Source organism: Pseudomonadota bacterium, from assembly GCA_011049115.1.
GTDB lineage: Bacteria > Desulfobacterota > Anaeroferrophillalia > Anaeroferrophillales > Tharpellaceae > DSCM01.
Map to the genome: position 1 here is coordinate 1 of DSCM01000104.1, position 24,825 is coordinate 24,825.

The window sequence follows — 24,825 nt, forward strand, 5'->3', positions numbered from 1 at the left end:
CCGGGTCATGACCCGGTCCTGGCCGATCAGGATCAGGCCGGTCCTTTCGACGACGTCCTTGCGGTATTGGTATTCGAATTCAAGGGTTTTTTTGCGCAGGTTGTAACTCATGCACATCCAGATCAGGCCGAAAATCACGGCCGCCGCGAAGAGCACGGCCAGCCCGATAAACGAATAGTGGGCCGTGCGTTCGCCGACATGACCGAGAATGGCCAGGATGTCATTGAGTTTGTAGGCGAGAGCGGAAAGCGCCAGCAGGCAGAGCAGTCCTAGGAGAAATGGTACCTGGCGGATAACATAGAGAAAGGCGTGAAATTTATGGATGCGGCCACGGGTCTCCAGGGTCGCCGGCAAAAGTTCTCCGCTGTCGCCGGGCGGAGGTTGATGGCCGAAAAGGTAGCGGTCGAAGCTGATAACGATAACGCCGAGCAAAAAGGTAATGACCAGCGGGGTGATGAAGGCGGAGAAAAAATAGGATTTCCAGGGAAAGGGAACATTTTCCGGGCCCAGTTGACTCAGAAAGCTGACAAAGAAGATGAAGCCCTCGATGACGCAGATGGTAATCAGGTAGGTGCGGAAAAGATCCTTGAGTTCTTCTCTTTCAAAGAGCGCGGCGATGCCTTTAAGCTGCGGGCGTGGTTTTTTCTGAACAGCCTGGTTGTCCCGGCGCTCGGTGCCCCGGTCGGACTTGGTTTTCTCGCGCGCTTTCGGTTGCGCCGGAGCACGGTTTGCGGTGGCCGTGGTTTTTTCCTGGGCGGAGCTGACGGTCGGTTCCGGCTGTCTTTGCGGCATCGATAAACTCGGTTGGCGGGATGGCGGTTTCCCGGGCTAGGATTTAAACTCGAGGTTTCCTATCATTCACCATGATTTGCTGTCAAGGGGAATGTCCGGTTTCGCTCGCTTCGGGAAGAAGACCGTGATTGACAAGTCGGGCGCGGCGGCGTAAAGGGGGCATGAGGCCGCCGGAAAGCGGCACAACCGGCAAACACTCAGGAAGGCTTGACCGTGCGCAGAGTTACGAAAAGTTGGTGGTGGATGGTTCTGGTGCTGATGCTCCAGGGCTGCGCGGTTTCGGAAAAGACCCGCGAGTTGATTTCCCCGGTTAGTTTGCCCCGGCCCGCGGCCGCGCACCAGGCGGCCTACCTCGGGCTTTTTAACGCCGGAGAAAATTTTCGGTTGCATGAAATCCGGGCCCGGATTCTGGTGGTCGAGGTGTTTCAGAGTGCGTGCTCCCTTTGCCGGCATCAGGTGGATACGTTGAGGGAGCTTTACCTTCTGCTTGAGCGGGAGGCGTTAAGCGGCATGGTCAAGATCATCGGCCTGGGCTACGGCGATGACCTGCTCGCGGTTGAAGAGTTCGCGAGGCGTTCGGCTCTGCCCTATCCTTTGTTTGCCGATCCGCGCGGGGAGTATGTCGGAGTAGACGAGATTCCGGTCCTTTTTGTGCTGGCCTTGAGTCCGGAGGGGGCAAGGGTCTTATATGAGTTTCACGGCCCGCAGCCGTCGGCCGCAGGGCTAATCAAGCTGATTCGCCAAGCCCTGGCCGACTGAGGCCGGTGTTCCGCCGTCGTTTGGCGAACTGGGCGAAGGTTTGGCAAAAAAGGATTTATATGCTATAGCTGGGGATCGTTTTAACGTGGCTGGTTTTAATCTTTCAAGGAGAGTGAACATGAGTTATGAGAACGTGTTAGTGGAGGTGCTGGGTGATTTTGTCGGGGAAATAACCCTTAATCGACCCCAGAATATGAATACCTTCAGTCTGCCCCTGGCCCGGGAACTGAATCAGGCCCTGCTGGAACTCGATGGCCGCGATGATGTCCGGGCGATTATTCTCAAAGGGGCGGGCAAGGCCTTTTGCGCCGGAATCGATGTCAGCGATTTCTTCGGCAAGACGGCGATGGAGTATAAGGCGTGGATTGAAACCATGGAGACGCCGTTGGTCAATATGAGCCGGATGAAAAAACCGGTGCTTGCTCAGGTGCACGGCGTGGCGGCTGCCAACGGCGCCGGACTGGTCGCGGCCGCTGATCTCGCGGTGATGGCGGAAAGCGCCCGTTTTGGGCTGACGGCCATCAATGTCGGTCTGAATTGCATTGGCCCGGTAGTGCCGGTGAGCAAGATTGTGGGCCGGAAAAAAACCCTGGAACTGCTTTTTGACGGTCAGCTGATCAAGTCCGGTGAAGCTCTGCGTCTGGGTCTGGTCAATCGGGTGATCGCCGATGACGAGCTTGAAGCCGAAACCCGTAAATGGGCGGCGGAACTGGCGAAAAAGAGTCCGATTGCCTTACAGATCGCCAAGTCCGCCTTTTATGGCGCCGCCGATCAGGATTACTATAAAGCTTTTGAGTATATGAATGAAGCTTTCGCGCGCATGTGCACGACCGAAGATGCGGCCGAGGGTATTCGGGCCTTTATGGAAAAGCGGGCTCCCCAATGGCAGGAAAAATAAATCGGCTTGCCGCCGTCAGGTTAAGGAGTGCCTGTGCGTCGGAAAGCCGAGCCGGTTAAAACCTGGCTGAGGCTTTTGCCGGGCCGGGCCGGTTTTTCAACAAAGGTCGACCGGAAATCTGATTTTTCCGGTCGACCTTTGTTATTGCCGGTTCAGGGCTTTGACAAAGGCGGCTGCTTTAGTCTGGGTTTCGCGGTATTCGTCAGCGGGGTCGGAGTCGGCAACGATGCCACCGCCGACCTGAAAGTAGAGCTGGTGGTTGCAGGCGATGGCGGTGCGGATGGCGATATTGAAGTCGAGGTCGCCGGAAAAATCAAAATAGCCGATGGAACCGGTATAGACTCCGCGACAGGTCGGTTCGAGTTCGTCGATAATCTCCATCGAACGCAGTTTGGGCGCCCCGGTGATGGAGCCTCCGGGAAAGGAGTTGACCAGACAGTCACAGCTGCTTTTCCCGGGCCGAATCCGGGCCGCTACGGTTGAGACCAGGTGGTGCACATTGGCGTAACTCTCAAGGATCTGCATTTCCGGGACCTGAACGCTGCCGTAAGCCGCGATGCGGCCCAGATCGTTGCGTTCCAGATCGACAATCATGATATGCTCGGCCCGGTCTTTGGGGCTGTGCAGTAACTCCCGACCCAGGGCGGCATCTTCGTCCGGGTTGGTTCCGCGGGGCCGGGTACCCTTGATGGGCCGGGTTTCAATGTAGTCGCCCCTGATCAGCAGGTAACGTTCCGGCGAATTGCTCATGATGCAATGGTAGCCGGTTTCCAGGTAGGCGCCAAATGGGGCCGGGCTTAAACTGCGGAAATGGAGATAAAAGTCCCGGCAGGAACCGGTAAAGGGCGTGCGGAAGCGTTGTGACAGGTTGACCTGGTAAATATCGCCGGCGGCGATATAGGCCAGCGCCCTGGTGACGGCCTGCCGGTAGGTGGTAAAGGAAAAATTGGCGCTGAGGGGGACCGCTCCGGTAACGATGCGGCCGGGGTCGGCGAGCGGTTTTTTTGTCGGTTGCCGGGCCCGGGCGACGGTTTCCCGGAGTTCGGCCAGGCGCTGGTGCGCGCGCAGGTGGGCGGCGGCGGTGGTTTTTTCCGGCAGGCCGGAGGACACCAGCCAGGCTTTGCCGTCAAGATGGTCGATGGCGATCAGGGCGTCATAGGCGCCGAAAAAGGCGTCCGGCATCTGCAGGTCGTTGAGCGTGGTTTGAGGGAAGTTTTCGATCTGGTGGCCGAGTTCATAGCCGAGATAGCCGATCAGGCCGCTTTCGAAAGGCAGAAAGCCGCTTTCCTTGGGTCGCCGCCAGCGTTTCTGCAGGCGGTCGAGAAAAGGGAAAAATGGTTCGCTGCCGACGCGCCGCTCGCCGTTTAAGCAGTTTTCTTCGATGATTTTGCCGTTGACGGCGATGACTTTAAGGAAAGGATCGGCGGCGAGAAAGGAAAAGCGTCCCAGCCCGACCGCATCGACATTGGCGTCGAGCCAGGCCGGGCATGGTTTCTCCGCCAGGCTGCGAAAAAGAGCCGCCGGCGAGGGCGGATTGTCTATTGGTTCAATGATCAGCATGGCGCGGCACCTTAGACCAAAGCGTGGGCGGCTGTCAAGCGCGGGTTTCGTGACGGTCTGCCGGTGGTGAAGGTTTGTCACGGCCGTCGGGGATTGTTTTGCGGGTCCGGTTTTCGTCGCTCTTTGCCGCCGGCGCGAAAAAGGCCCGGCGGAGGTCCCGGGCGGCTCGAAAGCCGGGAAAGAGGAGCATGAGTCCCGCGATCAAAACGGGCAGTCGGGGATGGCGGGTGAAAAAGGTGGGCTGCTTTTCCAGCTGGATGACGGCTTCCAGGCTGCCTTCCCGGTTCAGCTCAAGGCATTGTTCCAATTGGCCTTGAGGGGTGATGATGGCCGAGATGCCGGTAATCGCGCAGCGAACGATGTAGCAGTTGTTTTCGAGGGCCCGCGGCCGCAGATTTTTCAGGTGCTGGCGGGGGCCGGGGGAATCGCCGAACCAGGCGTCGTTGGTCAGGTTGACGAGAAGATCGGCGCCCTGGTTGAAAAAATTCGCGGTAAAGGCGGGGAACACCCCCTCGAAACAGACTGACGGAGCGATTTTTATGGTTTTCCCGGGTGCCTCGGGGTTGCCGGCCAGTTCAAGTGTGAAATTGGTCTGTTTGCGCCCGGCGCTGTAATCCAGGCCCGGCACCAGTTTGCCGATAAAAGGGAACAGGGTTGTCAGAGGAGTGAATTCGCCGTAGGGCACCAGCTTGATTTTGTCATAAACCTGAACCCCTGCCGGTGAGAACAGGAAGATTGAATTATATAATTTTGGGGGCTCGCCGAAAGCGCGGGCCGGGCTGCGGGGGGCGCCGAGCATCAGGCTGAAGCGCTTGTCCCGCACCAGCTTTTCAAGTCGGGTGAAGACCGCGCTTTCCGGTTCCAGCAGCAGGGGGAGCGAGGCTTCGGGCCAGATGACCAGATCCGGGCGAAAAGTCAGGCTGTCTTCGGTCAGGCGCAGCATCTTTTCAATAATGGCGGCCCGGTTTTGCGGCCGCCATTTATCCTTCTGGGCGATGTTGGGCTGCAGGACCACCAGGCGCAGGGTGGCTGAGGAAAGCCCTGATCCGGTCGAAGAGGAGCGGGGGTGGGGATCGTTCTTGTCGGACAGCAGCCCGGGAGCGGCGATCAGGGCGGCGGCGAACAAGAGATGGAGGACCAGTCCGAAGTAGGCCTTTTTCCGCAGAAAGACGAGGCCGAAATAAAGACTGAGGTTGCCGGCGACGACCAGGGCCGAAAGCAGGCGGATGCCGCCGCCGGCATACAGGGCCGCGGCCAGGGGATTGTCAAGCTGAGTCAGCCCCAGGGGATGCCAGGGGAAACCACCGAGGAACAGGGCGCGCAGCTCTTCCAGTAAAAGCCAGGCCGCAGCCCCGGTAAGCACGGCCGAGATTGAGGCTGGGCCGGAGTCGAGGTCGCGATGCCGGCTCAGCCAGTGCCAGAACGAGGTGAACAACGCCGGCCAGATTCCCATGTAAAGAGCCAGCAGGATCATCAGGAACATGACCAGCCCGGAGGGCAGGTTGGTGAATCCGGCAATCGAATTGGTAACCCAGTAAAGCTCGATAAAATAAAAGGTAAAACCGCTCAGCAGTCCGAGTGCTCCAGCCTGCTTGCGGGTGAGGTGGTGGTGGCGCAGCATGGCGAGCCACGGGAGGAAAGCTCCGAAAGCCCAGACCCAGCTGTAAGGGGTGGAGGTGAAGGCGAGATAAAACAGCAGGCTGGACAGCGCTGCCGCCGACAGAAAGATGAACAGAATCACTGGCCGGAGGGCGGGTTCTGACCCTGGTCGGCGGGACCTGGCGACGGCTGGTGCCACTCTTCGGGTTGAGCCTCATTGACGGTCACGGGCTGGGTTGCGAGGGTTTCGGCGCCCGGCTCGGTTTCGGTGATGCGGCGCAGGCGTACCCTTTTAACCCGACGGTTGTCGGCGTTTTCAACCGTCAGGGAGAGGTTCTTGTAGACGAAGTTTTCCTTGGTTTGCGGAATGGTGCCGCTTAAAAAGATCACCAAGCCGCCAACGCTTTCAAATTTCCCGCGATTATCGATTTCCAGATCGAAAAGCTCCTCGATCTCTTCGATTTCGGTTTTGCCGTTAACCAGATAGGAGCCGTCAGCAAGCTGTTCGATCAGCTTCTCGCTTTCCGCGACCGAATGATGCTCTTCACAGATTTTACCGATGATCTCCTCGACCAGGTCGCTGATGGTTACCAGGCCGGAAGTGCCGCCGTATTCGTCGACCGCGACAGCGATATGGATTCCCTTGAGTCGAAATTCCTGCAACAGTTCGCTGATCTTTTTAGTTTCCGGAACAAAATAGACCGGTCGCATGATGTCGCGCGGGTGCAACAGGCTTAAATCCTGATCCAGATGTTTGAGGATGTCTTTGACATGCAGAATGCCGATTATCTGATCAAGATTGTGATGAAAGATCGGATAGCGGGAGAAATCCTTTTTGATGATGGTTTCCATGCTCTCGCTGAGGCTGCGATCCGCCGCGATGGCGGTAAATTCGGTTCGCGGCACCATGACCTCCTGGACCTGGGTCTCCTTAAGCTGAAAGACACCGCTCAGCATTTCATGGGTGTCATCGGAAATCGCTCCGGTTTCACCGCTGGCATTGATGATTTCAAACAGTTCCGCTTCCGTCGGCGGGCTTTCATGGTCACTTTGAAAGAACCTTTTTAATCGTTCCAGTAAGCCTTTTTCCCTATCGGCCACCCCCTCCTCCGTATCCTTATCGTGTTTTCTCGTTGTCTGAGCTTGGGTTTTCTGTGAAGTTTCTGGAATAGTCTTTTGCTAAATAGGGTTGTCGCGGACGTAAGTCAAGTATATTTGAAACTGCCGGGGTAAAAATTTTTCCGTAAGATTTAGGCTTGCCGTTTTTTCGGCTAATATGGTATGGGGCCGTTTCGAAGTCTTTAATTTTACAATCCCCTCATCCGGGCAGGTTTTTTGTCAATTTCCGAGGTCTCTGTCACTCCCGATCCCTGTCGGTATCGGCGGGTTCTGATTATTCGTTTGAGCGCGATCGGCGATGTTCTGCGGACCCTGCCGGCAGTAAATGCCTGGCGGAAAGCTTGTCCGCAAACCTGTTTTACCTGGTTGGTCGAACCGGCGGCGGCTTCGCTTCTGGAGGGGCATCCGGCATTGGAACAGGTGCTGGTTTTTGACCGGGGACTTTGGTCCGCAGGCTGGCGTTCTCCCCGCCGCCTGGGTCGGGGATTGAGGGCTTTGTGGGTTTTGCTGAAAACTTTGCGGGCGCAGAAATTTGATCTGGTCGTGGACGCGCACGGCATTTTGAAGAGCGCCCTGCTGGCTTGGCTGAGCGGGGCCCGTGAGCGGGTTGGTTTTGCCCGGCCGGACGCCAAGGAGGGCGGGCAGTTTTTTTATCAGCGCGGTTTCAAACCGACCAGCGCGGAGCTGAACCGGGTTGACCGGGCCTTGCAGCTGGTGTCTTTTTTGGGCGTTGCGCCGGCCGGGCCACCTCGTTATTGCCTGGCGTTGACGGCCGGCCACCGGCAAGCGGCGGCGGCATCGTTGTGGGAACTTAATCAACTGCCGGGTAACGGCCCTGTGCTGGTGCTGCATCCCGGCAGTAGTCCCAAAACCGCTTATAAACGCTGGCCTTGCAACAGTTATGTAGGTTTGATTAACGTGCTGGTCGAAAAACTTGCCGCTCGGGTGTTGCTGACCTGGGGGCCGGGTGAGCGCGAAACCGTGGAGCTGATCGCCGGGTTGGTCCGGGTGCCCGTGGTGGTTGCCCAGAAAACCGCGTCGTTGCTTGAGCTGGCCGCCATGTTCGCGGCCTGCGATCTTTTTATCGGCGGTGATACCGGTCCCATGCATCTGGCGGCGGCGGTGGGGACGCCGGTGGTCGCCATTTTCGGTCCCACGCACCCGCAGGTCAACGCTCCCCGCGGGGTTCCCTGGCGTCTGGTCCGCTATCCGCTTTTCTGCAGTCCCTGCCGTAAGCGTTCCTGTAAAAGCCGTCTCTGTCTGGAGGCCGTGGGCTGGCGCCGGGTCCTGGCCGAGGTCGAAGGGCTGCTGCAAGATGAGGTGAGTAAAGTTTATGAAAGATAAAGTACCGCAGGGCCGGGTCAGGCTGTCAACCCTTTCCGCAGCCTCCGGTTGAGCTGCGAAGATCGGTCCGTCGGAGCTGGCGGACGTGTTGAAAGAGTTGGCTTTGCCGGTGGATGAGCGCCTTCTGGTCGGTTTCGAGGGCGCCGATGACGCCGGGGTTTTTAAACTGGACGACAACCGCGCCCTGGTTCAGACCGTCGATTTTTTCACGCCGATGGTCGACGATCCCTTTCTTTTCGGCCAGATCGCGGCGGCCAACGCTTTCAGCGATGTCTACGCGATGGGGGGGCAGCCGCTGACGGCGATGAACCTGGTCGCTTTTCCGATCAAATGTCTCGATGCCGCGATTTTGCGCCGGATTCTGGCCGGGGGCCTGAATAAGATTGCCGAGGCCAAAGCCGTGCTCGCCGGTGGACACAGTATCGACGACCCGGAGATTAAATATGGTTTGTCGGTGACGGGTGAAGTTCATCCGGATAGGATCTGGCGTAATCTCGGTGCTCAGGCCGGAGATGCTCTGCTGCTGACCAAACCCTTGGGTAACGGGGTGCTGGCGACGGCGTTGAAAGCTGATTTTGTGGGCGAGGATGAGATTCGTCCGGCCCTGGAGTGGATGGCGAAATTAAACCTTCTGCCCCCGGAAACGCAGGCCCATCCCTGGCGGCGCGCGGTGCGGGCCTGCACCGATGTCACCGGTTTCGGCTTGGTCGGACATCTGGCCGAGATGGTGTCCGACAACCGGGTCGGGGTCGCGGTTGAACTGGCGTGTTTGCCTTTTCTCGAAGCGGCGGAGAAGCTTTGCGGTCTGGGGCTTTTCCCGGAAGGCGGGCACCGTAATCGTAATTATTTTGCCCCTCGTCTGCGGGGCGCGGAGCGGGTGGATCCCGTGTTGCGCGATTTACTGTTCGACCCTCAGACCTCGGGCGGGTTGCTGCTGGCGGTGGCTGCGGCCGAAGCCGCGGAGGTGGCGCGGTGCTTTAACGCGCTTGGGGCCGGTTGCTGGTCGGTGGGGCGTTTCACCGAGGATCATCCGGGTTGTATCGTTCTCATATGAAGACCCTGCCGCATGAAATTCGGGGCGCAAGTCCTGAACTGAGCCGGAAAATTCCGGAGCTGCTGGCCCCGGTAGGTAATTTTGAAACCTTCATGGCGGCGCTTGATGCCGGTGCCGACGCCATCTATCTGGGCTTAAAGAAGTTTTCGGCCCGAGCTCGGGCAGAGAACTTCACCCTGGCCGATCTGGAGCTGATGACCGGCTTCGCCCAGCGCCGCGGGGTCAAGGTGTTCGTCGCTCTGAATACCCTGATTCGTAACGATGAACTTTCCGAAATCTATCGCACCCTGGCCGCGCTTTCCCGCAGCGGAGTCGATGCCGTCATTGTTCAGGATCTGGGGTTGACGCAAATCCTGCGCCGTGATTTTCCCGAAATTCCGATTCATCTTTCAACCCAGCTCGCGATTCATAACGCGGCCGGGGTTGAGCGCATGGCCGGTCTGGGCTGCAGGCGAGTGGTTCTGGGTCGGGAATTGACCCTTGCCGAAATCGGGCAAATCGCCGCCACGACTGCGATCGAGCTGGAGTGCTTCGTTTTCGGTGCCCTCTGTCTCTCGGTTGCCGGACTCTGTCAGTTCAGCAGTTTTTACGGCGGCCAGAGCGCCAATCGCGGGCGTTGCGCTCAGCCTTGCCGGCGTCTCTATCGGCATGGCGGCAAGGAAGATTATCTCCTTTCGCCGTCCGATTTCAATGCCCTCGATTTTCTTCCCGAACTGGTGCGGCTGGGCATTGCTTCATGTAAAATAGAAGGCCGGATGAAGGGTTCGCAGTACGTTCGGGTGGCGGTCGGGGTTTTTCGCCGGGCCCTGGATGAGATTAAAGCTGAAGGCGAACTTTCTCCGGCTCGTTGCCGAGGTTTGCACGCCGAGTTAGTGGAGGCCTACGCTCGGCCGACGACGACGGCCAATCTCAGTGGGCGTTACTCGACGACGATCATCGAACCCGGACGGGTGGCAAGTAACGGAGTGGTTCTCGGCAAACTGCGGCGCGCTCAGCCCGAGCCCGGTTCGGGGTCGGGGATGCGAGTTCGGCTGCGAACAGCTCGGCAACTGGAGAGCGGCGACCGGTTGAAAATAATTTCTCCGGGTCGGGACGGGCGGGATAATTCCTTTACCCTCAGACAAGCGCCCTGTCTGGAGCAGAAAGGCGTCCGGGAAGGCGCCCGCATGCTTTCCTTGACGGTGCCTTTTGCCTGTCGGGTCGGAGATCTGCTGGTGAAGGTCGGCAGCCGGGATCAGTATGGTCGGCGGGGAGGGGCCTGGTATCGCCAGCAACTGGTCGCTGAACGTGGTCCTGAACCGGTTCAGGCTCAGGCACGGTCGTTTGCGGCTCGACTGCCGGCCTGGCTGTCGGAGGACCGGGCCGAAAAGGATGAGGTGGCGGCCAGGGCTCCGGCGGCGCACTCGGCGCCTTCCTGGCTGATCAAACTGGCGGACTGGACGGGAGCCCAGGCGTTTTTGCGCCGGCCAGGACGGCGGGTGGCGCTGGAACTCAACGGCCGGGTTTGGGCCGCGATCGCCGGTCGGGAAAGGGAGTGCTTTCGGCGTTATCCGGAGCTGGAGTGGTCTCTGCCGCCGCTGGCCTATCCCGGGCGGGAAGCCGAGTTGCGAGCAAATCTGAGTCGGCTGGTTCGGGCCGGTTTTCGTCGTTTTCATCTCAATGGTCTGGATCAGCTCGAGGCTTTCAGCGCGTTGACAAGCTCGAGGGATGATTTTTGTCTGGCGACCGGCCCCTTTCTCCACGCCGCCAACCAGGCGGCCATCGACTTTTATGCCGAGCAGGGTTTTTCCCTGGTGCATTTGACTGCCGAACTTGATGAAAAAAGTCTGCGTTCGCTTAAGCCTGCACCGGGTGTCGGTCTGGCCCAGAGCGTCTTTGCTTTTATTCCGCTGTTGCTGACCAGGATTCCGCTGCCTCTGGAACGGCGCGAAAGGAAATTCTTTTCTCGCCGCCGCGAAGAGATCTTGGCGGTCAGCCGAGATGGTCTGACCGTCCTGGTCGCGGGAGCGCCGTTTTCCTTGCTCAATCTGGCCGAGTCTCGCCTGAATTCGAGCCTGAGTCTGAAAATTATCGATCTGACTTGGGCCCCAGCCGATTTTGACCTGAGCCGTTTTCATAAACCTCATCGTTTTCATCTCGACGACCTGTCCTTGACCAGCTATAACTTTCCCCTGGAATGGCAGTAATTTTAAATAGTTAATGGTCTGAGTGACCGTAAATCATACGGGCTTGGCGAGCGGGAAGGATTTGTCGGCGCAAGTTTCGAAGGCGATAAAAAGAATTTTTTTTTATCGCCCCCCTTGATTTTTCATTTTCGGGTGAATATATTCCCACCTGTTAGCACTCCAGGTGATTGAGTGCTAAGATGGCGGACGGATTGAGCCGCCGGCAGTCTAAAGGCTGGTTTGGTTAAAAATTAATTTAGAAAAACAACATCTATCAGGAGGAACAACGATGAATATCAGACCGTTACAGGATCGAATCATTGTCAAACGGCTCGAAGAGGAAGAAAAAACCAAAGGTGGCATTATCATTCCCGATGCGGCCAAGGAAAAGCCGATGCAGGGTGAAGTTGTCGCCGCCGGGAAGGGTAAAGTGGGCGATGACGGCAAAGTCAATCCCCTGGATGTCAAGGTCGGCGACAAGATTCTTTTCGGCAAGTATGCCGGCACCGAAGTCAAGCTGGATGGCGAAGAGTATCTGATCATGCGTGAAGACGATGTTCTTGGGGTGCTCAACTGAGCGAGCGTGATATTTCCGTAAACTATAAAGTTTCCTTAAAGCTCAACGAACAGGACTTGTTTGTTAAACAAGGGTCCGCAATTATTTCGGAGGATGATTTACCATGGCTGCAAAAATGATTAAATTCGATCAGGAAGCCCGTCAGGCGATTCTGAACGGCATCAATATTCTGGCTGACGCGGTTAAGGTTACGCTGGGTCCCAAAGGTCGTAACGTGGTTATCGACAAGTCTTTCGGCTCTCCGACCATCACCAAGGATGGGGTTACGGTGGCCAAGGAAATCGAATTGGAGGATAAGTTCGAAAATATCGGAGCTCAGCTGGTTAAGGAAGTCGCCAGCAAGACCAGTGATGTCGCCGGAGACGGCACCACCACGGCGACGGTTCTGGCCCAGGCCATTTACCGCGAAGGTTCGAAAATGGTCGCCGCCGGGGCTAACCCGATGGAGCTCAAACGCGGCATTGATCGGGCCGTGGAGAAACTGATTGCCGCCTTGGGCGAGATGTCCAAGCCGACCGCAACCCATAAGGATATCGCTCAGGTCGGAATCATTTCCGCCAACGGCGATGCCACCATCGGCAACATTATCGCCGAAGCCATGGACAAGGTCGGCAAGGAAGGCGTGATCACGGTTGAAGAAGCCAAGTCCATGGACACCTCGCTTGACGTGGTGGAAGGCATGCAGTTCGACCGCGGCTATCTTTCTCCCTACTTTGTCACCGACACCGAGAAGATGATTGCCGAGCTTGACAATCCTTATATTCTGATTCATGACAAAAAAATCAGCAATATGAAGGATCTGCTGCCGATTCTTGAGCAGATTGCCAAGATGAGTCGTCCTTTCCTGCTGATCGCCGAGGATGTCGACGGCGAGGCTCTGGCCACCCTGGTGGTCAACAAACTGCGTGGCACCCTGAACTGTGTGGCCGTCAAGGCTCCCGGTTTTGGTGATCGTCGGAAAGCGATGCTCGAAGATATCGCGGTGCTGACCGGCGGGCAGGTGATTTCCGAGGAGATCGGTCTCAAGCTTGAGTCGGCTTCCTTGGGGGATCTGGGCGAGGCCAAGCGGATTCACATCGACAAGGATAACACCACGATTGTCGATGGCGCCGGTTCTCAGGATATGATTCAGGGTCGGGTCAAGCAGATTCGTTCCCAGGTTGAAGATACGACTTCCGACTATGATCGCGAAAAATTGCAGGAGCGTCTCGCCAAACTGATCGGCGGGGTGGCCGTGATCAATGTCGGGGCGGCGACCGAGACTGAAATGAAAGAAAAGAAAGATCGGGTGGAGGATGCCCTGAACGCGACTCGCGCCGCGGTCGAGGAAGGTATCGTGCCTGGCGGCGGCGTAGCCCTGCTGCGCGCCGGTGCCAGCCTTGACGATATGGGTGAGATGACTCACGATGAGAAAATGGGGGTCAATATTGTCCGCCGCGCGATTGAAGAACCGCTGCGCCAGATTGCCAACAACGCCGGCCAGGAAGGTTCAGTGGCGGTGGCTCGCCTCAAGGATGAGAAGGGCGCCTTTGGTTTTAACGCGGCGACCGGCGAGTATACGGACATGATTGAAGCCGGAATTATCGACCCGACCAAGGTCGCGCGTACGGCTCTGCAGAACGCGGCCAGCATCTCCGGTATGATGATCACCACCGAAGCCATGATTGCTGAAAAACCGGAAAAGCATGATGCGCCGATGGGCGGCGGCATGCCCGGGCCCGGCGGCATGGGCGGCATGGGCGGCATGGGCGGCATGATGTAAGCCGTAGTTCCCGTTGGGGGTTCGTTTTTCAGGTTTTTTTGAGGGTTTTAAAGCCCGTCGGTGGAAAATTTCCGCCGGCGGGCTTTTTTGGTCTGTGAGGTCGGCTGGAGAGGCCAGAAGGGATTATCAGCTTTGCCGCTTACCGGCAAAGTCCAGGGATGGTTTTTGATTTGCCATTCGAGGTTGTCTGGGATAGTATAGTCAGAACAAGCTGGTCGTCGATGCGCAGCTCGGTTGTATCGGTTTGGGTGGATTGCGTTGCAGGTGGCGGTCGATTTGCAGAACCAGTTTTCTTATCCTGCGGCGAGAGACCGAGGGCCCGCAGTAGTCATGGAGAAAGCGCAGGCGCTGACTTCGGCTCAGGAAAAAAAGGGCCATCCGGCAGAGGCTGGCCAGGTCGTGGACGCGACCGTAGTCATGTAGCCAGGCGGGCAGCTGGTTGCCTCTGGGACTGTCGATCCACCAGACTCCGGCGATTTTCCCGGAACTCTCCGGGCGTACCAGCAGGTTGCGCCATTTGGGATCGAAATGGAAAAAACCGGCGTCGTGCATGAGGCGCAGATGACGGCATATCAGGTTTGTCAGGGCTTCCCTGGCTTGGCCTTTCGCCTGGGGCGAAAGGCCAAGCCAGTGGGTCAGGGCATAATCCTTCAGGGTCAGGCTTTGGGGAATCTCCCGGGTCACGATGCAGGCCGCGAACAGGGAACCCCAGCGTCGGATCTCGCCGATCGCGACGGGTTCGGCGACGGGAATGCCGAGTTCCTTCATGGTCTTGTAACTGAAAAGCTCAACGGCCGCCGTACTCGGGCGCAGGAAGAAACGAAAAGGTTTGCCGAAAAGCAGATGGCGTTTGAAATAGACGCGACGCCCATCCCCCAGATCTGCCAGGTAGACATTGGTCCGGCGGCTGCCGGTAACGAGTTTCCCGGGGTCGAGACGGTCCCAGGCCTTCCCTGAAGTCAAACCCAGAGCTTCCAGGGGACCGCGCCAGCCTGCGGCATAATAGATGCGGTTGCCATGAAAATGGCAGAGGCGACGTTGTTTGAAAGAAAGTTGCATGGTTTTCACCTTTTCCTTCAGGCTTCAGAGGGTCGAGGGGCTAGTTTTTTTCAGGGCAAGGTTCCGGCTGGCAGGCGTTTGGACCGGTGGTGCAAAATGTTCACCGGTTTGCGGCGGTTTGCAGACGGTGCATGGTTTTTCAGTCGGACCAGACTTTTCAAGGGGGTTGATTATGCTCAAATACCGTGAAAAAATCAAGACTCTGATGACCTTAATTTTTTTTCTGAGTGCTTGGGGAGGGCTAGTTTCGAGCGGAGCGGCGGTAGAATGGCCTCGGGAGATCGAGGCCGGCCAGACCCGTATTATTATTTATCAGCCTCAGCCGGAGAGCCTGAGCGAGAATGTTCTCAGAGGTCGGGCCGCGATCCTGCTTGAGGACGATGCGGCGGCGGAGGAAATGTTTGGCGCGATCTGGTTTACCGCGAGGCTGGAGGTGGATTATGAAGAGCGCCTGGCGGTGCTGCGCGACCTGAGTCTCGAAGAATTGCGCCTTCCCGGTCTTGATGAAGAAAAATTCAAGCATTTTAATGCGTTACTGCTTGAGGAAGTGCCCGGCTGGGAGCTGCCCTTAAGCCTGGATCAGCTGCTGGCCACGCTTGAAAGTCAGGCCGTGCATGGCCGGATGGCGGAAAAAATCAAGCATGATCCACCCCGTATAATCTTTATGGCGGAGCCCGCGATTCTGGTCAGTATCGACGGGGAGCCTCGTCTGGTAAGCGAGGATGATGGGGCTTTGCTGCGAGTGATCAATACCCCTTTTACGATTCTGCTGCTGCCCGAGGAAAAACAATATTATCTTTATGCCGATCGCGATACCTGGTACCGGGCCGCCGCGCTTGAGGGTGAGTGGCGGCTTGCGACTTCGGTGCCGGCTCGCGTCGCGGCCCGGGCCCCGGCGCTGGAGCCGGACGATTTGTATGACCCAAATGATGATTTTCAGCCGGGACCGCCACCGAAAATCGTGGTCGCCACGGAAGCGACCGAGCTGATTTCAAGTCTGGGCCGGCCTGAATTCAGCCCGGTTCAGGGCACCAGCCTGCTCTATCTGAGTAATTCAGACAGCGATGTTCTGCTTTCGCTGGAAAATCGGCTTTACTATGTTCTGTTGGCCGGGCGTTGGTTTGCCGGCGCTCAACTTGAGAACGGCGTCTGGCGTCATGTTCCCGGAGATGAATTACCGGCCGCTTTTGCCGCCATTCCCGAGGATTCGGAAGTGGCGACGGTCCTGTACGCGGTTCCGGGGACCGAGGCGGCCCGTGAGGCGGCCCTGGCCGCCCAGATTCCCGAGACCGCCCGGATTGACCGGGAAAAAGCCGAGCTCGTGGTCGAATATGACGGAGAGCCCTGTTTCGAGACGATTGCCGGGACGCGGATGATGTATGCCGTCAACACGGCGACCCCGGTAATCTATGCCGAGCGCAGCTATTTCGCCTGTGACGATGCGGTCTGGTTTGTCGCCGCCAAGGCTACCGGTCCCTGGCGCGTGGCTGCGTCGATTCCGGCTGAGATTTACAGCATCCCCCCGGATAATCCTCTTTACAATGTAACCTTTGTCAGAATCTACGGCGTGACTCCGGAAGAGGTTTGCTTCGGTTACACTTTCGGCTATAATCACACCTATCTGTGTTATGACACCGTGGTCTATGGTACCGGTTATGCCTATTCCGGCTGGTACTCAAACTGGTATTATCCCCGGCCGCAGACCTGGGGCTATCATGTTCGTTACGGTTCCTGGAGCGGTTGGAGTTTCGGCTTCAGTTACGGTCGGGGGCCTTACCCTTTTTCTTTCGGGCGGGGCTGGTATCGAGGCAGCTGGTGGGGGCCGGCTCATTATCGGGGGTACCACGATGGTTACCGTCATGGTTATCGCCGGGGTTATGACATGGCCTATCATTATGGCCGTCTAAACCGCGGCTGGATCAACTTCTATCACAGCCGTAAAAATATGCCGCGTTGGCGTACACAAACGGACGCGGCCCCGCGAACGTTCAGAATTCCCAGTCCACGTCGGGGAGAGCGCAATGATGTGTTTGTCGATCGTCTCGGCAGGGTTCATCGTAAGAGGGATAACGGTTGGGAGACCCGGACCGGTTCCGGTTGGCAGCCCTTGGTCGAGCCTCGGAAAAAACCGGAAGTGGAACGGCGCCCGCCGGTGAAAGACCGGTTGGGAAAGGATCGGGGCCGCTCCGAGCCTGAAGGTTCCGGAATTTCGCGGGAGCGGGGCGGCGCGGTGCGGACCTCAGCGCCATCGTCGCGGGTGATTTCCCGGCAGAATCCGCCGCCGACCCGGGAAGACAAAAGCGGCGCTGGCGCTCCGCCGTCATCGGCGAGGAAGAGCTCTGAAACCCTGGAGCGCAGCTACCAGACCCGGGAACGCGGCAATCTCCGGCAGCGTAATTTTGAGCGCTCCCGGAATCCTGTCGTGCCGGTAAGAAAAGGTTACCGGTAGCTTACTGGCGGACGCGCCAGGTGCCGTTTTCGGATTCCAGCAGGCGAATCCGATCCCCGACCCGATAATGGCCATCGTTTTCCTGGACGATGGCCAACAGGCGCCCGTTATCGAGTTCGATGGTGAATTCCAGGGCCGCTTTGGTGGTGCTTTCCTGCTCGAGCAGGGTGCCGGCCGCGGCTCCGGCCAGGGCTCCGCCCAGGGTGGCCAGAACCCGGCCCCGACCGGAGCCGATGGTGCTGCCGGCGATCCCGCCGGTGATGCCTCCTAAGACGCCGCCGGCCCCTGAATTTTCACCCTCGATGGTCACTTCCCGCAGTTCGAGAATCGTACCGTAATAGACACTTAATGATCTCTGGGCTTCGTGGTGTCGGTAAATCCGCCCCGACTGATTCCCGGCGCAACCGGAAAAAAGAAAAATCAGGCTGAGAAACGCGAGGCTGATAAAAAAGGATCGGCAACTTGGCATTTTTAACCTCCCGGCAGAGTGTGAAGAGCGGTTGACCTTTTGACTTCTTTTCTAGATTCATGCGCGTCGATAATCTCATGCGGGAGCGTATCCCGCAAATTAAACGGGTTTTATCTACCAGTAAACAGGTTACTCTTATCTTATCGATTCCTTTTCTCGTTTTTCATGCTGAAAAGGCCTTGTAATATGCCGGCGGAAGGGTCGGGGCCTGTGAATTCGCTATGGCCGGGCGCCTCCATTAATTATTTCTGCGGAGTCGTGATTTGTCCGGCTCAGGCTGGGACAGCCGCCTCTTTGGCCGGCAGCGGCAAGCAGATAGTAACGCAGGTTCCTTCTCCCGGCCGACTGGTAATGGCGATGGCGCCGTGATGTTCTTCGATTATTTTTTTAGCCATCGGCAGACCCATGCCGGAGCCGGACATCTTGCTGGTGAAAAACGGGTCGAAAATGTGTTTTAGATCTTCCCGGGAGATGCCGCGACCGTCATCAATGATGCGGATCAGCAGTTTTCCGGCCTGTTCGTCACGCAGGGTTTTAACCGTCAGCTTGCCGTTTTTGTTCAGGGCTTCAAAGGCATTGCCGATGAGCTGAACAAAGGCGATCAGCATGTTGCCGCGGTGCAGCATCAGCGGCGGCAGGTTGGAGTCGTAGTCCGTTGTCACCGTGGCCTGTTGTTGTTCCCCGAGAACCTTGCACTGACTCAGGGCTTCATCGAGAAGCAGATGAATGTCCACGCACTCTTCATCGCCTTCGGCCAGTTTCTGCAGCGCGGCGCTTTCCTTGACCATCTGTTCAAGTCGTTCGGTTTCTTTGAGAATGATGCGGGCATAAGCTTTTTTACGGTCATCGTCGGGCATTTCTTCGAGCATGCGGCGGGCAAAACCGCCAATGGAAACCACCGGGTTGCGGATTTCATGCTCAACCCCCTGAACCATTCGGCTCAAGGCTCTATGCTTTTCCTGGTCGACCTTGCGCTGGTGGTTCTCGGTAAGCTTGAGCCTGGATCTGATGCGGGCCAGGAGTTCCTGGAGATGAAAGGGTTTGGTAATATAGTCATCAGCCCCGATTTCCAGCCCCCTGACCTTGTCGCTGATTTCCTGTTTGGCGGTCAGCATGAGAATCGGAATGTCCCTGGTTATTTCATCGCTTCGGATAATGGCGCAGGCTTCGAAACCATCCATGACCGGCATCATGATATCAAGGAGAATCAGATCGGGAAAATTCTCTCGGGCCAGACGGACGGCCTCCTCTCCGTTGTAGCCGCAGATGGTATGATAGCCGGCTTTGTCCAGAACCTTTTTCAGAAGATTGACATTGTCGAGATTGTCGTCAACTATCAGAATAGTTCCATTCATGACAGATTCTCCTTGAGGATGGCGGCAATGGTTTCCGGAAAGTTGTGGACATTGATCGGTTTGGTGATATAGGCATTGCAGCCGGCGGCCAGGCTTTTCCCCTCGTCACCGACCATGGCGTGGGCCGTCAGGGCGACAATCGGCAGCTCGGCAAAGCCCGGGATCTTGCGAATTCGCCGGGTAAGCTCATAGCCGTCCATGCCGGGCAGGTTGATATCCATCAAAATCAGATCCGGTTTGCCCTGTCGCAGCCGCTCCAGGGCTTCCTTGCCGTCGATGGCTCCGACCACGTTGAAACCCTTGTGTCCGAGAATCTTGAGAACCAGTCGGCGGTTGTCGTCATTGTCCTCGATAACCAGGACGGTGTACGCTTTTTCCATCTCTATCGGCTCCTTTTTTTAAAGATCAAGTTGTTCCGGCGCCGCAGGAATGAAAAAGGTGAAGGTAGAACCTTCGCCAAAGCGACTTTCGACCTCAATTATACCGTGGTGCATCTCGACCAGGCGCCGGGTGATGCTTAAGCCCAGGCCGGTGCCGCCATGCTGACGGCTGGCCGAACCGTCGAGCTGAACAAACTCGCCGAAAAGTTTTTCCAGGTTTTCTTCCTTGATGCCGATACCGTTATCCTTGACGGCCAGACGGACATATCTTTTTTCAGGATCAAGGCCGGCGGGCGGAGTTTCCCGCAGCACCCCGATTTCCAGGGTAATTCGGCCCTGGGGCGCGGTGAATTTAATCGCGTTATTGAGCAGGTTGATAAGAATCTGACGCAGTTTCTCGGCGTCGCCGAAAACTTGGGGAAGATCTTTCTCCTGTTCGAGAAAAAAATGTTGTTTTTTATTCTCGAACAAGGGCGAGAGAATGGTTCTGGTTTCTTCAATGATCGGGTCAAGCGAGAGCAGCTGCAGATTCAAGGTCATTTTGCCGGCTTCGATTTTGGAAAGATCGAGAACGTCATTGATCAGGGAGAGCAGATTGTTGGCGTTGCGTTCGACGGTTTTCAGGCTCTCGCGCTGTTCCGGGTTGATGGCTCCGTCGATTTCGTCGAGCAGCAGCTGAGTGTAACCGAGGATCGAATTCATCGGGGTGCGCAGTTCATGCGACATGTTGGCGAGAAATTCCGATTTGAGGCGGTCGAGCTCTTTCAGCTCGCGATTGGCCTCGCTCAGTTCCAGCGACTTCTGTTCCAGCTCGATCGTGCGTTCGGCTACCTTGGCTTCCAGCTGTCGGTTAAAACGGGCCAGCTGATCGTAAAGGCGGGCGGTACTGATGGCGACGCCGAGCTGCTGGGCCAGAATCTGAAAGAGTTCAATGAACTTGTCGGAAAAATAGCCCTTCTCTTTCATCGAAGAGGCGCTCAGGACGCCGATGATTTCATTTTCCGAAAAGATCGGGGCCTGAACAAAGGACTTGATGCCCTGGCCGGTGATCAGATTGGTGGAAATCGGTTTTTTGATTCGGCTGGTATCGCTGATGTGAATGACCTTGCCGGTGAGAAAACATTCGCCCGAATAACATTCCATGGTCGGGCGGCGTTCCGCCGCCTCGACAAACTCGGGTTTTAACCCCCGCTGGGCCTTGATGCGCAGCAAGCCGTCCCGATCGAGCATGCGTACCGAGCAGTTGTCAATATTGAATTTATTAGCCAGCAGATCAAGAATGTCCCGCATCACCTGTTGCGGATCGAGGGAGGCGGCGATCATGCGACTGGCTTCGTAAAGAACCGACAGTTCCTTGATGCGTTGCTGCAGTTCCTCCTGGCTGGCTTCCAGGGAGAGTGAGATTTTGCCGAAAATGTCAAAAACATTTTCCATTTCCGAGCCCAGAGCCTTCATGTAATTTTCGCAGATAATCCGGGCGGCCGAGGATCCGACCGAACCGGCGATGCTTTTTTCGACCTCGGCGGCCAGGCGCATGCGCTCCTGATCGTTCATTTCCGGGAGCCGGGCGTCATAGTCCTCACTCTTGAAAAAATTGACCAGAACCTTGCGGGCCCGGGCTTTGCCGATAAAACGGCTCATCATTTTTTCAATCTCCGAAAGGGCCGGGAAATTGGCGTAGCGTTTTTCATGGACAAAACGATCAATCGTTGGTTTGAAGACATCGACGAATTTTTCCGCCTGCCGGCGGCAGATTTCGTCCTGGGAGCCGATCAGGGAAACCGCGGCATAGACCGTGACATTGCTTGACAGGGACCAGAACAGGGAATGCGAGTAGCAGTCGAAGCCGCTCAGGCCGAAAAGTTCAATTGGGTTGAGCCACCAGAGGTCAAAGGGGCCGTTCAGTAAGATGGAGCCCGGCAGCCAGCCGGAGTAGATGATCGCGGGAATCATCAGCGTGTAAAACCATGAGGAAAAACCCAGGAGCATGCCGGCGATGGCTCCATAGCGGGTGCCTTTTTTCCAGTAAAGGCCGCCGATCAGGGCGGGGGCCATTTGAATGGCCGCAGAAAAGGAGATCAGGCCCATGTTGACCAGCATGTACGAGTCCCCGCTCAGGCGGAAGAAGAGATAGCCGAGAAAGATCACGACAAAAATACCGAGGCGTTTGATATGAATCAGCCAGTCGGAGATGTCGGCCTTGATTTTCAGCAGCAGCAGCAGGGGCATGACCAGATGATTGAGCAGCATCGTGCTCAAGGTGACCGAGGAAACCACGACCATGCCGGTGGCGGCCGAAAGGCCGCCGATAAAAACAAATATCGACAAAGCTTCCTGGGAGTGGAGCAGGGGCAAGGTCAGGACGTAAGTGTCGGCGATCGAGGCCGGCCCGCCGATTTCGAGCAGGCCGCCGAAAGAGATCGGAATGACGAACAGATTGATCAGAAAAAGATAGAGGGGAAACATGAACATAGCTTTCCGGATATGTTTTTCCTCCTGGTTTTCGATGACGGCGATATGAAACTGGCGCGGGAGAAAGAGGACGGCCGCCATGGAGAGAATCACCATGGTCAACCATGACTGGTAGCTGTTGTCCGGCGAGGTGTTGATCAGGAGCAGCTTCTGGTGAACCGGATGAGCCGCGATTTGGCCTAAAATATCCTGAAAGCCGTCGAACAGGCCGTAGGTGACAAAGAGGCCGGCGCTGAAAAAAGCCAGCAGCTTGACGATTGATTCAAGGGCGACGGCGGCGACCATCCCTTCATGTTTTTCCGCAGCATCGAGATAGCGCGCTCCGAAGAGGGAGCCGAAAATCGCGAGGACGATGGAGATGTAAAATGCCGTGCCGAAATAGAAGGGATGTTCGTGGGGAAAGCTGCCCGGGACGGACTGGCTTCCGGGACGGAGCTCGGGATGGACCAGGATATCAAAGGTTGTCGAGATCGATTTAAGTTGCAGCGCGATATAGGGCATGATGCCGATGATGGCGAGAACCGTGACGATGGCGCCGAGGCGGGCGCATTTGCCATAGCGCGAACTGATAAAGTCGGCGATCGAGGTGATGTTGTTTTCCCGGCTGACGCGGATCATCTTGCGCAGAATGAAGCCCCAGGAAAAAGCGGCCAGGGTTGGGCCGATGTAGATGGTTATGAATTTAAAGCCGCTGTTGGCGGCTTCGCCGACGCTGCCGTAAAAGGTCCAGGAAGAGCAGTAAACCGCCAGTGTCAGGGCGTAGATATAGGGATTTGAAACAATGCTTTTCCCTTTAAGTTTACGCAGATCGGCGTAGTAAGCTGCCGCGAAAAGGAGCAGCAGATAGCTCAGGGCGATGGTAGCGATCAGCAGGTAACGGGGCGTGCAGTCGATGGTTTTTATCTCCTTCGCTTATAAAAACGCCGAAATCATGGTGGGTGAAGGGCCGGAAGAGGGCCCCACCGGTTTGGTGTTGGTCAAAGTGTCTTGTCAGCTTCCCGTCTGGCCGGAGAGCCAGACGTAAATCACGATCACGATAATTGAAAGAAACCAGCCGATGATCAGATACAGGAAAAAAAGTGGGTAGCCGAAAATGATCAGATCCTTGTTGAAGATATGGATGATTGGGTAGTTGATCAGAAAAAAACCAAGAATGAAAAAGATCACCCACCACTCCTTTTTGTAGAGGATAGACAAAGGTCTTTTCATGATGTCACCTCGTCAGGGGGGGGCGCCGTCAGCCGGGCCCGCGTGGTTTCGTCGTTTATCTTAAAATGATAACCGCTGCGGCAAAAAAATCAATGTTATTGGGTCGCAGGCCTGGCCATGGCGTGCCAGCTTTCGACCCCTGCCGCCCGGGCCAGGGCCGCCAGCAGGAGGTTATATTCGTAAAGAGCGTTGAAATATCCGGCTTCGGCTTCCGTCAGGGCCGCCTGGGCATCGAGAATTTCGGTGGCGGTGCTGAGCTGGTTGCGGTACCGGAGCTGGGTGACCCGGTAATTTTCCCGGGCCAGCTCGACCTCGTCGGCCGCCGTGGCGATATTTTGAAAAGAGGTGGCGGCGTTTTCATAATTGTGCTTGATTTCTAGGGCGATTTCATCACTTACCTGTTTCAGGGCCTGTTCGGCTTCAGCCGCGGCCGCCCGGGCGTGCTCGATCTGATGGCCGCGTTCGCCCCAGTCCCAGAGTCGCCAGCCGGCAGCCACGGCGATGGTGGTATTGTGGGGCGTCGAGGTGATGCCGTCGCCGTCGAGGCTGGATTGATTACCCATGCGCGTATGTTCAGCCTGCAAGGTAAGCGTCGGATAATATTTGCCTTGTTCAAGTTTAAGGTGATGTCCGGCCGAGGCGATCGCGTAATTGGCGAGTTTCAGCTCAGGCCGCAGTTTTAGGGCCAGTTCGGTCGCCTGCAGCAGGGAGAAATTCATAGGGCGGCGATGAGGTTCGTCGCTGATCGTGAAGCTGCGGTCGCGTTCAATCTGCATGATGGTCGCGAGCCGGGCCCGGGCCAGGCTGACCGCGGTTTCGGCTCGAAGTCGCTGTTGGCGGGCCTGACTCAGTTTCACCCTGGAGTAGAGCAGGTCGCTTAAAGGAATCAGCTCATGGTCGTAAAAGAGCTGGGCGTCGCGGGCTTGGGCTTCGAGACGTGCTACCGTGCGGTCCGCGGTGTCGGTGAATTTGAGTTGCTTGAGATACTCGAAGTAGGCGGCGGTGGTTTCGTAGGTGATTTCGAGGTGGGCGAGTTCCGCCTCGGCCTGAGCCTGTTTGATGCCGAGCCGGCGCAGACGAAAATTTTCGATGAGACTGAAACCGGAGAAGAGGGGCTGCGTCAGGGTTACATTCAGATTATAGGCATCGTGGGTATTGGCGGGAAAACTGTAGCCACCGATATCGTAAGCATTGATCCGGTCACGGTACAGAAACGAATAGCCGGCATCAAGCCGGGGCAGAAATTCGGTCTTTGCGGCCCGGCTCAGTTCTTGCGCCTGCCGGAGTCTGAACTGCTGCAGCTTGATTCGGGGGTGGTTCTGCCGCGCCAGTTCCAGGCATTGGCTCAAGTTGTAATCGGACGGGTCCGCCGCCGGCGTGGTGCTCGGACCAAGTAGGACGAGCAGAACAAGGATCAAAGCTCGGTAATCACATAAGTTGGCAAACATGGCTGAAGCCCGGTTTTCTGGTAAAATTCGCGTTTTTGAATTCGTCATTGCGAAACGACGCTTCGGTAATGACGAAAGCCGGTGGAATTTTCAGTTTAGCTACACCTTTCGGATTTTTGAGTCAAGGAAACATTTATGTCGCGGCTGCTTGTGGGGCTGTCAATTTTTTGTAAACCAGGTGATGTTTTGCTATTTTGGGAAACCCCTCGATATCCCATTTCTTGCCATAGATTCTGACGACCTCCTCATTTGCCAGACCAGTCTTGGTAGAGATGATAGCCAGGCAGTCTCTTTTATGCCGATGCCTGACGAAAACAATCTTCACCTTTTGCCCTGGCTTTGTTTCTGTAACTGC

19 protein-coding genes are annotated in these 24,825 nt (G+C 56.8%); 8 read left to right on the forward strand and 11 right to left on the reverse strand.

Annotated elements, in window-relative coordinates; genetic code table 11:
- A partial coding sequence (locus ENN66_09355; protein HDS16790.1) for a hypothetical protein occupies positions 1 to 792 on the reverse strand: 792 nt, incomplete at its 3' end.
- Positions 793 to 1,005: 213 nt separating this feature from the next.
- On the opposite strand from ENN66_09355, the gene ENN66_09360 reads away from it, so the two are divergent.
- Positions 1,006 to 1,551: a redoxin domain-containing protein gene (locus tag ENN66_09360; GenBank protein HDS16791.1), complete on the forward strand. Its 546-nt coding sequence runs from the start codon at positions 1,006 to 1,008 to the stop codon at positions 1,549 to 1,551.
- Positions 1,552 to 1,669: 118 nt separating this feature from the next.
- Entirely contained in the window at positions 1,670 to 2,449 is a 780-nt protein-coding gene (locus tag ENN66_09365) for an enoyl-CoA hydratase/isomerase family protein (GenBank protein ID HDS16792.1), read from the forward strand.
- Positions 2,450 to 2,590: 141 nt separating this feature from the next.
- Here the strand turns inward: ENN66_09365 and pabB are convergent, their stop codons facing one another.
- The 3 genes from pabB to ENN66_09380 are packed head-to-tail and all read right to left on the reverse strand — an operon-like array spanning position 2,591 to position 6,709.
- Entirely contained in the window at positions 2,591 to 4,009 is a 1,419-nt protein-coding gene (gene pabB, locus ENN66_09370; GenBank protein ID HDS16793.1) for an aminodeoxychorismate synthase component I, read from the reverse strand.
- A gap of 34 nt (positions 4,010 to 4,043) precedes the next feature.
- Entirely contained in the window at positions 4,044 to 5,750 is a 1,707-nt protein-coding gene (gene lnt, locus ENN66_09375) for an apolipoprotein N-acyltransferase (protein HDS16794.1), read from the reverse strand.
- Positions 5,747 to 6,709 (reverse strand): HlyC/CorC family transporter, encoded by a 963-nt coding sequence (locus ENN66_09380; protein HDS16795.1) that lies wholly within the window; start codon positions 6,707 to 6,709, stop codon positions 5,747 to 5,749. Before ENN66_09380 ends, lnt begins: the two co-directional genes overlap by 4 nt.
- A gap of 219 nt (positions 6,710 to 6,928) precedes the next feature.
- Between ENN66_09380 and ENN66_09385 the strand changes: the two genes are divergently transcribed.
- From ENN66_09385 to groL, 5 genes are all read left to right on the forward strand, one after another.
- Complete coding sequence (locus ENN66_09385) at positions 6,929 to 8,071, forward strand: lipopolysaccharide heptosyltransferase family protein (GenBank protein ID HDS16796.1); 1,143 nt, start codon at positions 6,929 to 6,931, stop codon at positions 8,069 to 8,071.
- Positions 8,061 to 9,125, forward strand: coding sequence for a selenide, water dikinase SelD (gene selD / locus ENN66_09390; GenBank protein ID HDS16797.1), 1,065 nt, complete (start codon positions 8,061 to 8,063; stop codon positions 9,123 to 9,125). The genes ENN66_09385 and selD overlap by 11 nt, the downstream gene beginning before the upstream one ends.
- Positions 9,122 to 11,311: a U32 family peptidase gene (locus ENN66_09395; GenBank protein ID HDS16798.1), complete on the forward strand. Its 2,190-nt coding sequence runs from the start codon at positions 9,122 to 9,124 to the stop codon at positions 11,309 to 11,311. Before selD ends, ENN66_09395 begins: the two co-directional genes overlap by 4 nt.
- 268 nt (positions 11,312 to 11,579) lie before the next feature.
- Positions 11,580 to 11,867: a co-chaperone GroES gene (locus ENN66_09400; GenBank protein ID HDS16799.1), complete on the forward strand. Its 288-nt coding sequence runs from the start codon at positions 11,580 to 11,582 to the stop codon at positions 11,865 to 11,867.
- Between the two features lie 103 nt (positions 11,868 to 11,970).
- Positions 11,971 to 13,629 carry a chaperonin GroEL gene (groL, locus tag ENN66_09405; protein HDS16800.1) on the forward strand — a complete coding sequence of 553 codons (1,659 nt, stop codon included), beginning with the start codon at positions 11,971 to 11,973 and terminating at the stop codon, positions 13,627 to 13,629.
- A 201-nt stretch (positions 13,630 to 13,830) separates the two neighbouring features.
- On the opposite strand, the gene ENN66_09410 is transcribed toward groL, so the two are convergent.
- Complete coding sequence (locus ENN66_09410) at positions 13,831 to 14,688, reverse strand: hypothetical protein (GenBank protein ID HDS16801.1); 858 nt, start codon at positions 14,686 to 14,688, stop codon at positions 13,831 to 13,833.
- 172 nt (positions 14,689 to 14,860) lie between these two features.
- On the opposite strand from ENN66_09410, the gene ENN66_09415 reads away from it, so the two are divergent.
- Positions 14,861 to 17,137: a hypothetical protein gene (locus ENN66_09415; protein HDS16802.1), complete on the forward strand. Its 2,277-nt coding sequence runs from the start codon at positions 14,861 to 14,863 to the stop codon at positions 17,135 to 17,137.
- Position 17,138: 1 nt separating this feature from the next.
- Here ENN66_09415 and ENN66_09420 read toward each other — a convergent pair whose 3' ends face one another.
- From ENN66_09420 to ENN66_09445, 6 genes are all read right to left on the reverse strand, one after another.
- Positions 17,139 to 17,606 carry a glycine zipper 2TM domain-containing protein gene (locus ENN66_09420; protein ID HDS16803.1) on the reverse strand — a complete coding sequence of 156 codons (468 nt, stop codon included), beginning with the start codon at positions 17,604 to 17,606 and terminating at the stop codon, positions 17,139 to 17,141.
- 272 nt (positions 17,607 to 17,878) lie between these two features.
- On the reverse strand, positions 17,879 to 18,961 hold the full coding sequence (locus ENN66_09425; GenBank protein ID HDS16804.1) for a response regulator: 1,083 nt from the start codon (positions 18,959 to 18,961) through the stop codon (positions 17,879 to 17,881).
- Positions 18,958 to 19,341 (reverse strand): response regulator, encoded by a 384-nt coding sequence (locus ENN66_09430; protein HDS16805.1) that lies wholly within the window; start codon positions 19,339 to 19,341, stop codon positions 18,958 to 18,960. The genes ENN66_09425 and ENN66_09430 overlap by 4 nt, the downstream gene beginning before the upstream one ends.
- An 18-nt stretch (positions 19,342 to 19,359) precedes the next feature.
- Positions 19,360 to 22,431, reverse strand: coding sequence for a GAF domain-containing protein (locus ENN66_09435; GenBank protein ID HDS16806.1), 3,072 nt, complete (start codon positions 22,429 to 22,431; stop codon positions 19,360 to 19,362).
- Positions 22,432 to 22,803: 372 nt separating this feature from the next.
- Positions 22,804 to 23,022 (reverse strand): hypothetical protein, encoded by a 219-nt coding sequence (locus tag ENN66_09440; GenBank protein ID HDS16807.1) that lies wholly within the window; start codon positions 23,020 to 23,022, stop codon positions 22,804 to 22,806.
- A 95-nt stretch (positions 23,023 to 23,117) separates the two neighbouring features.
- Entirely contained in the window at positions 23,118 to 24,518 is a 1,401-nt protein-coding gene (locus ENN66_09445; protein HDS16808.1) for a TolC family protein, read from the reverse strand.
- Between the last annotated feature and the right edge of the window lie 307 nt (positions 24,519 to 24,825).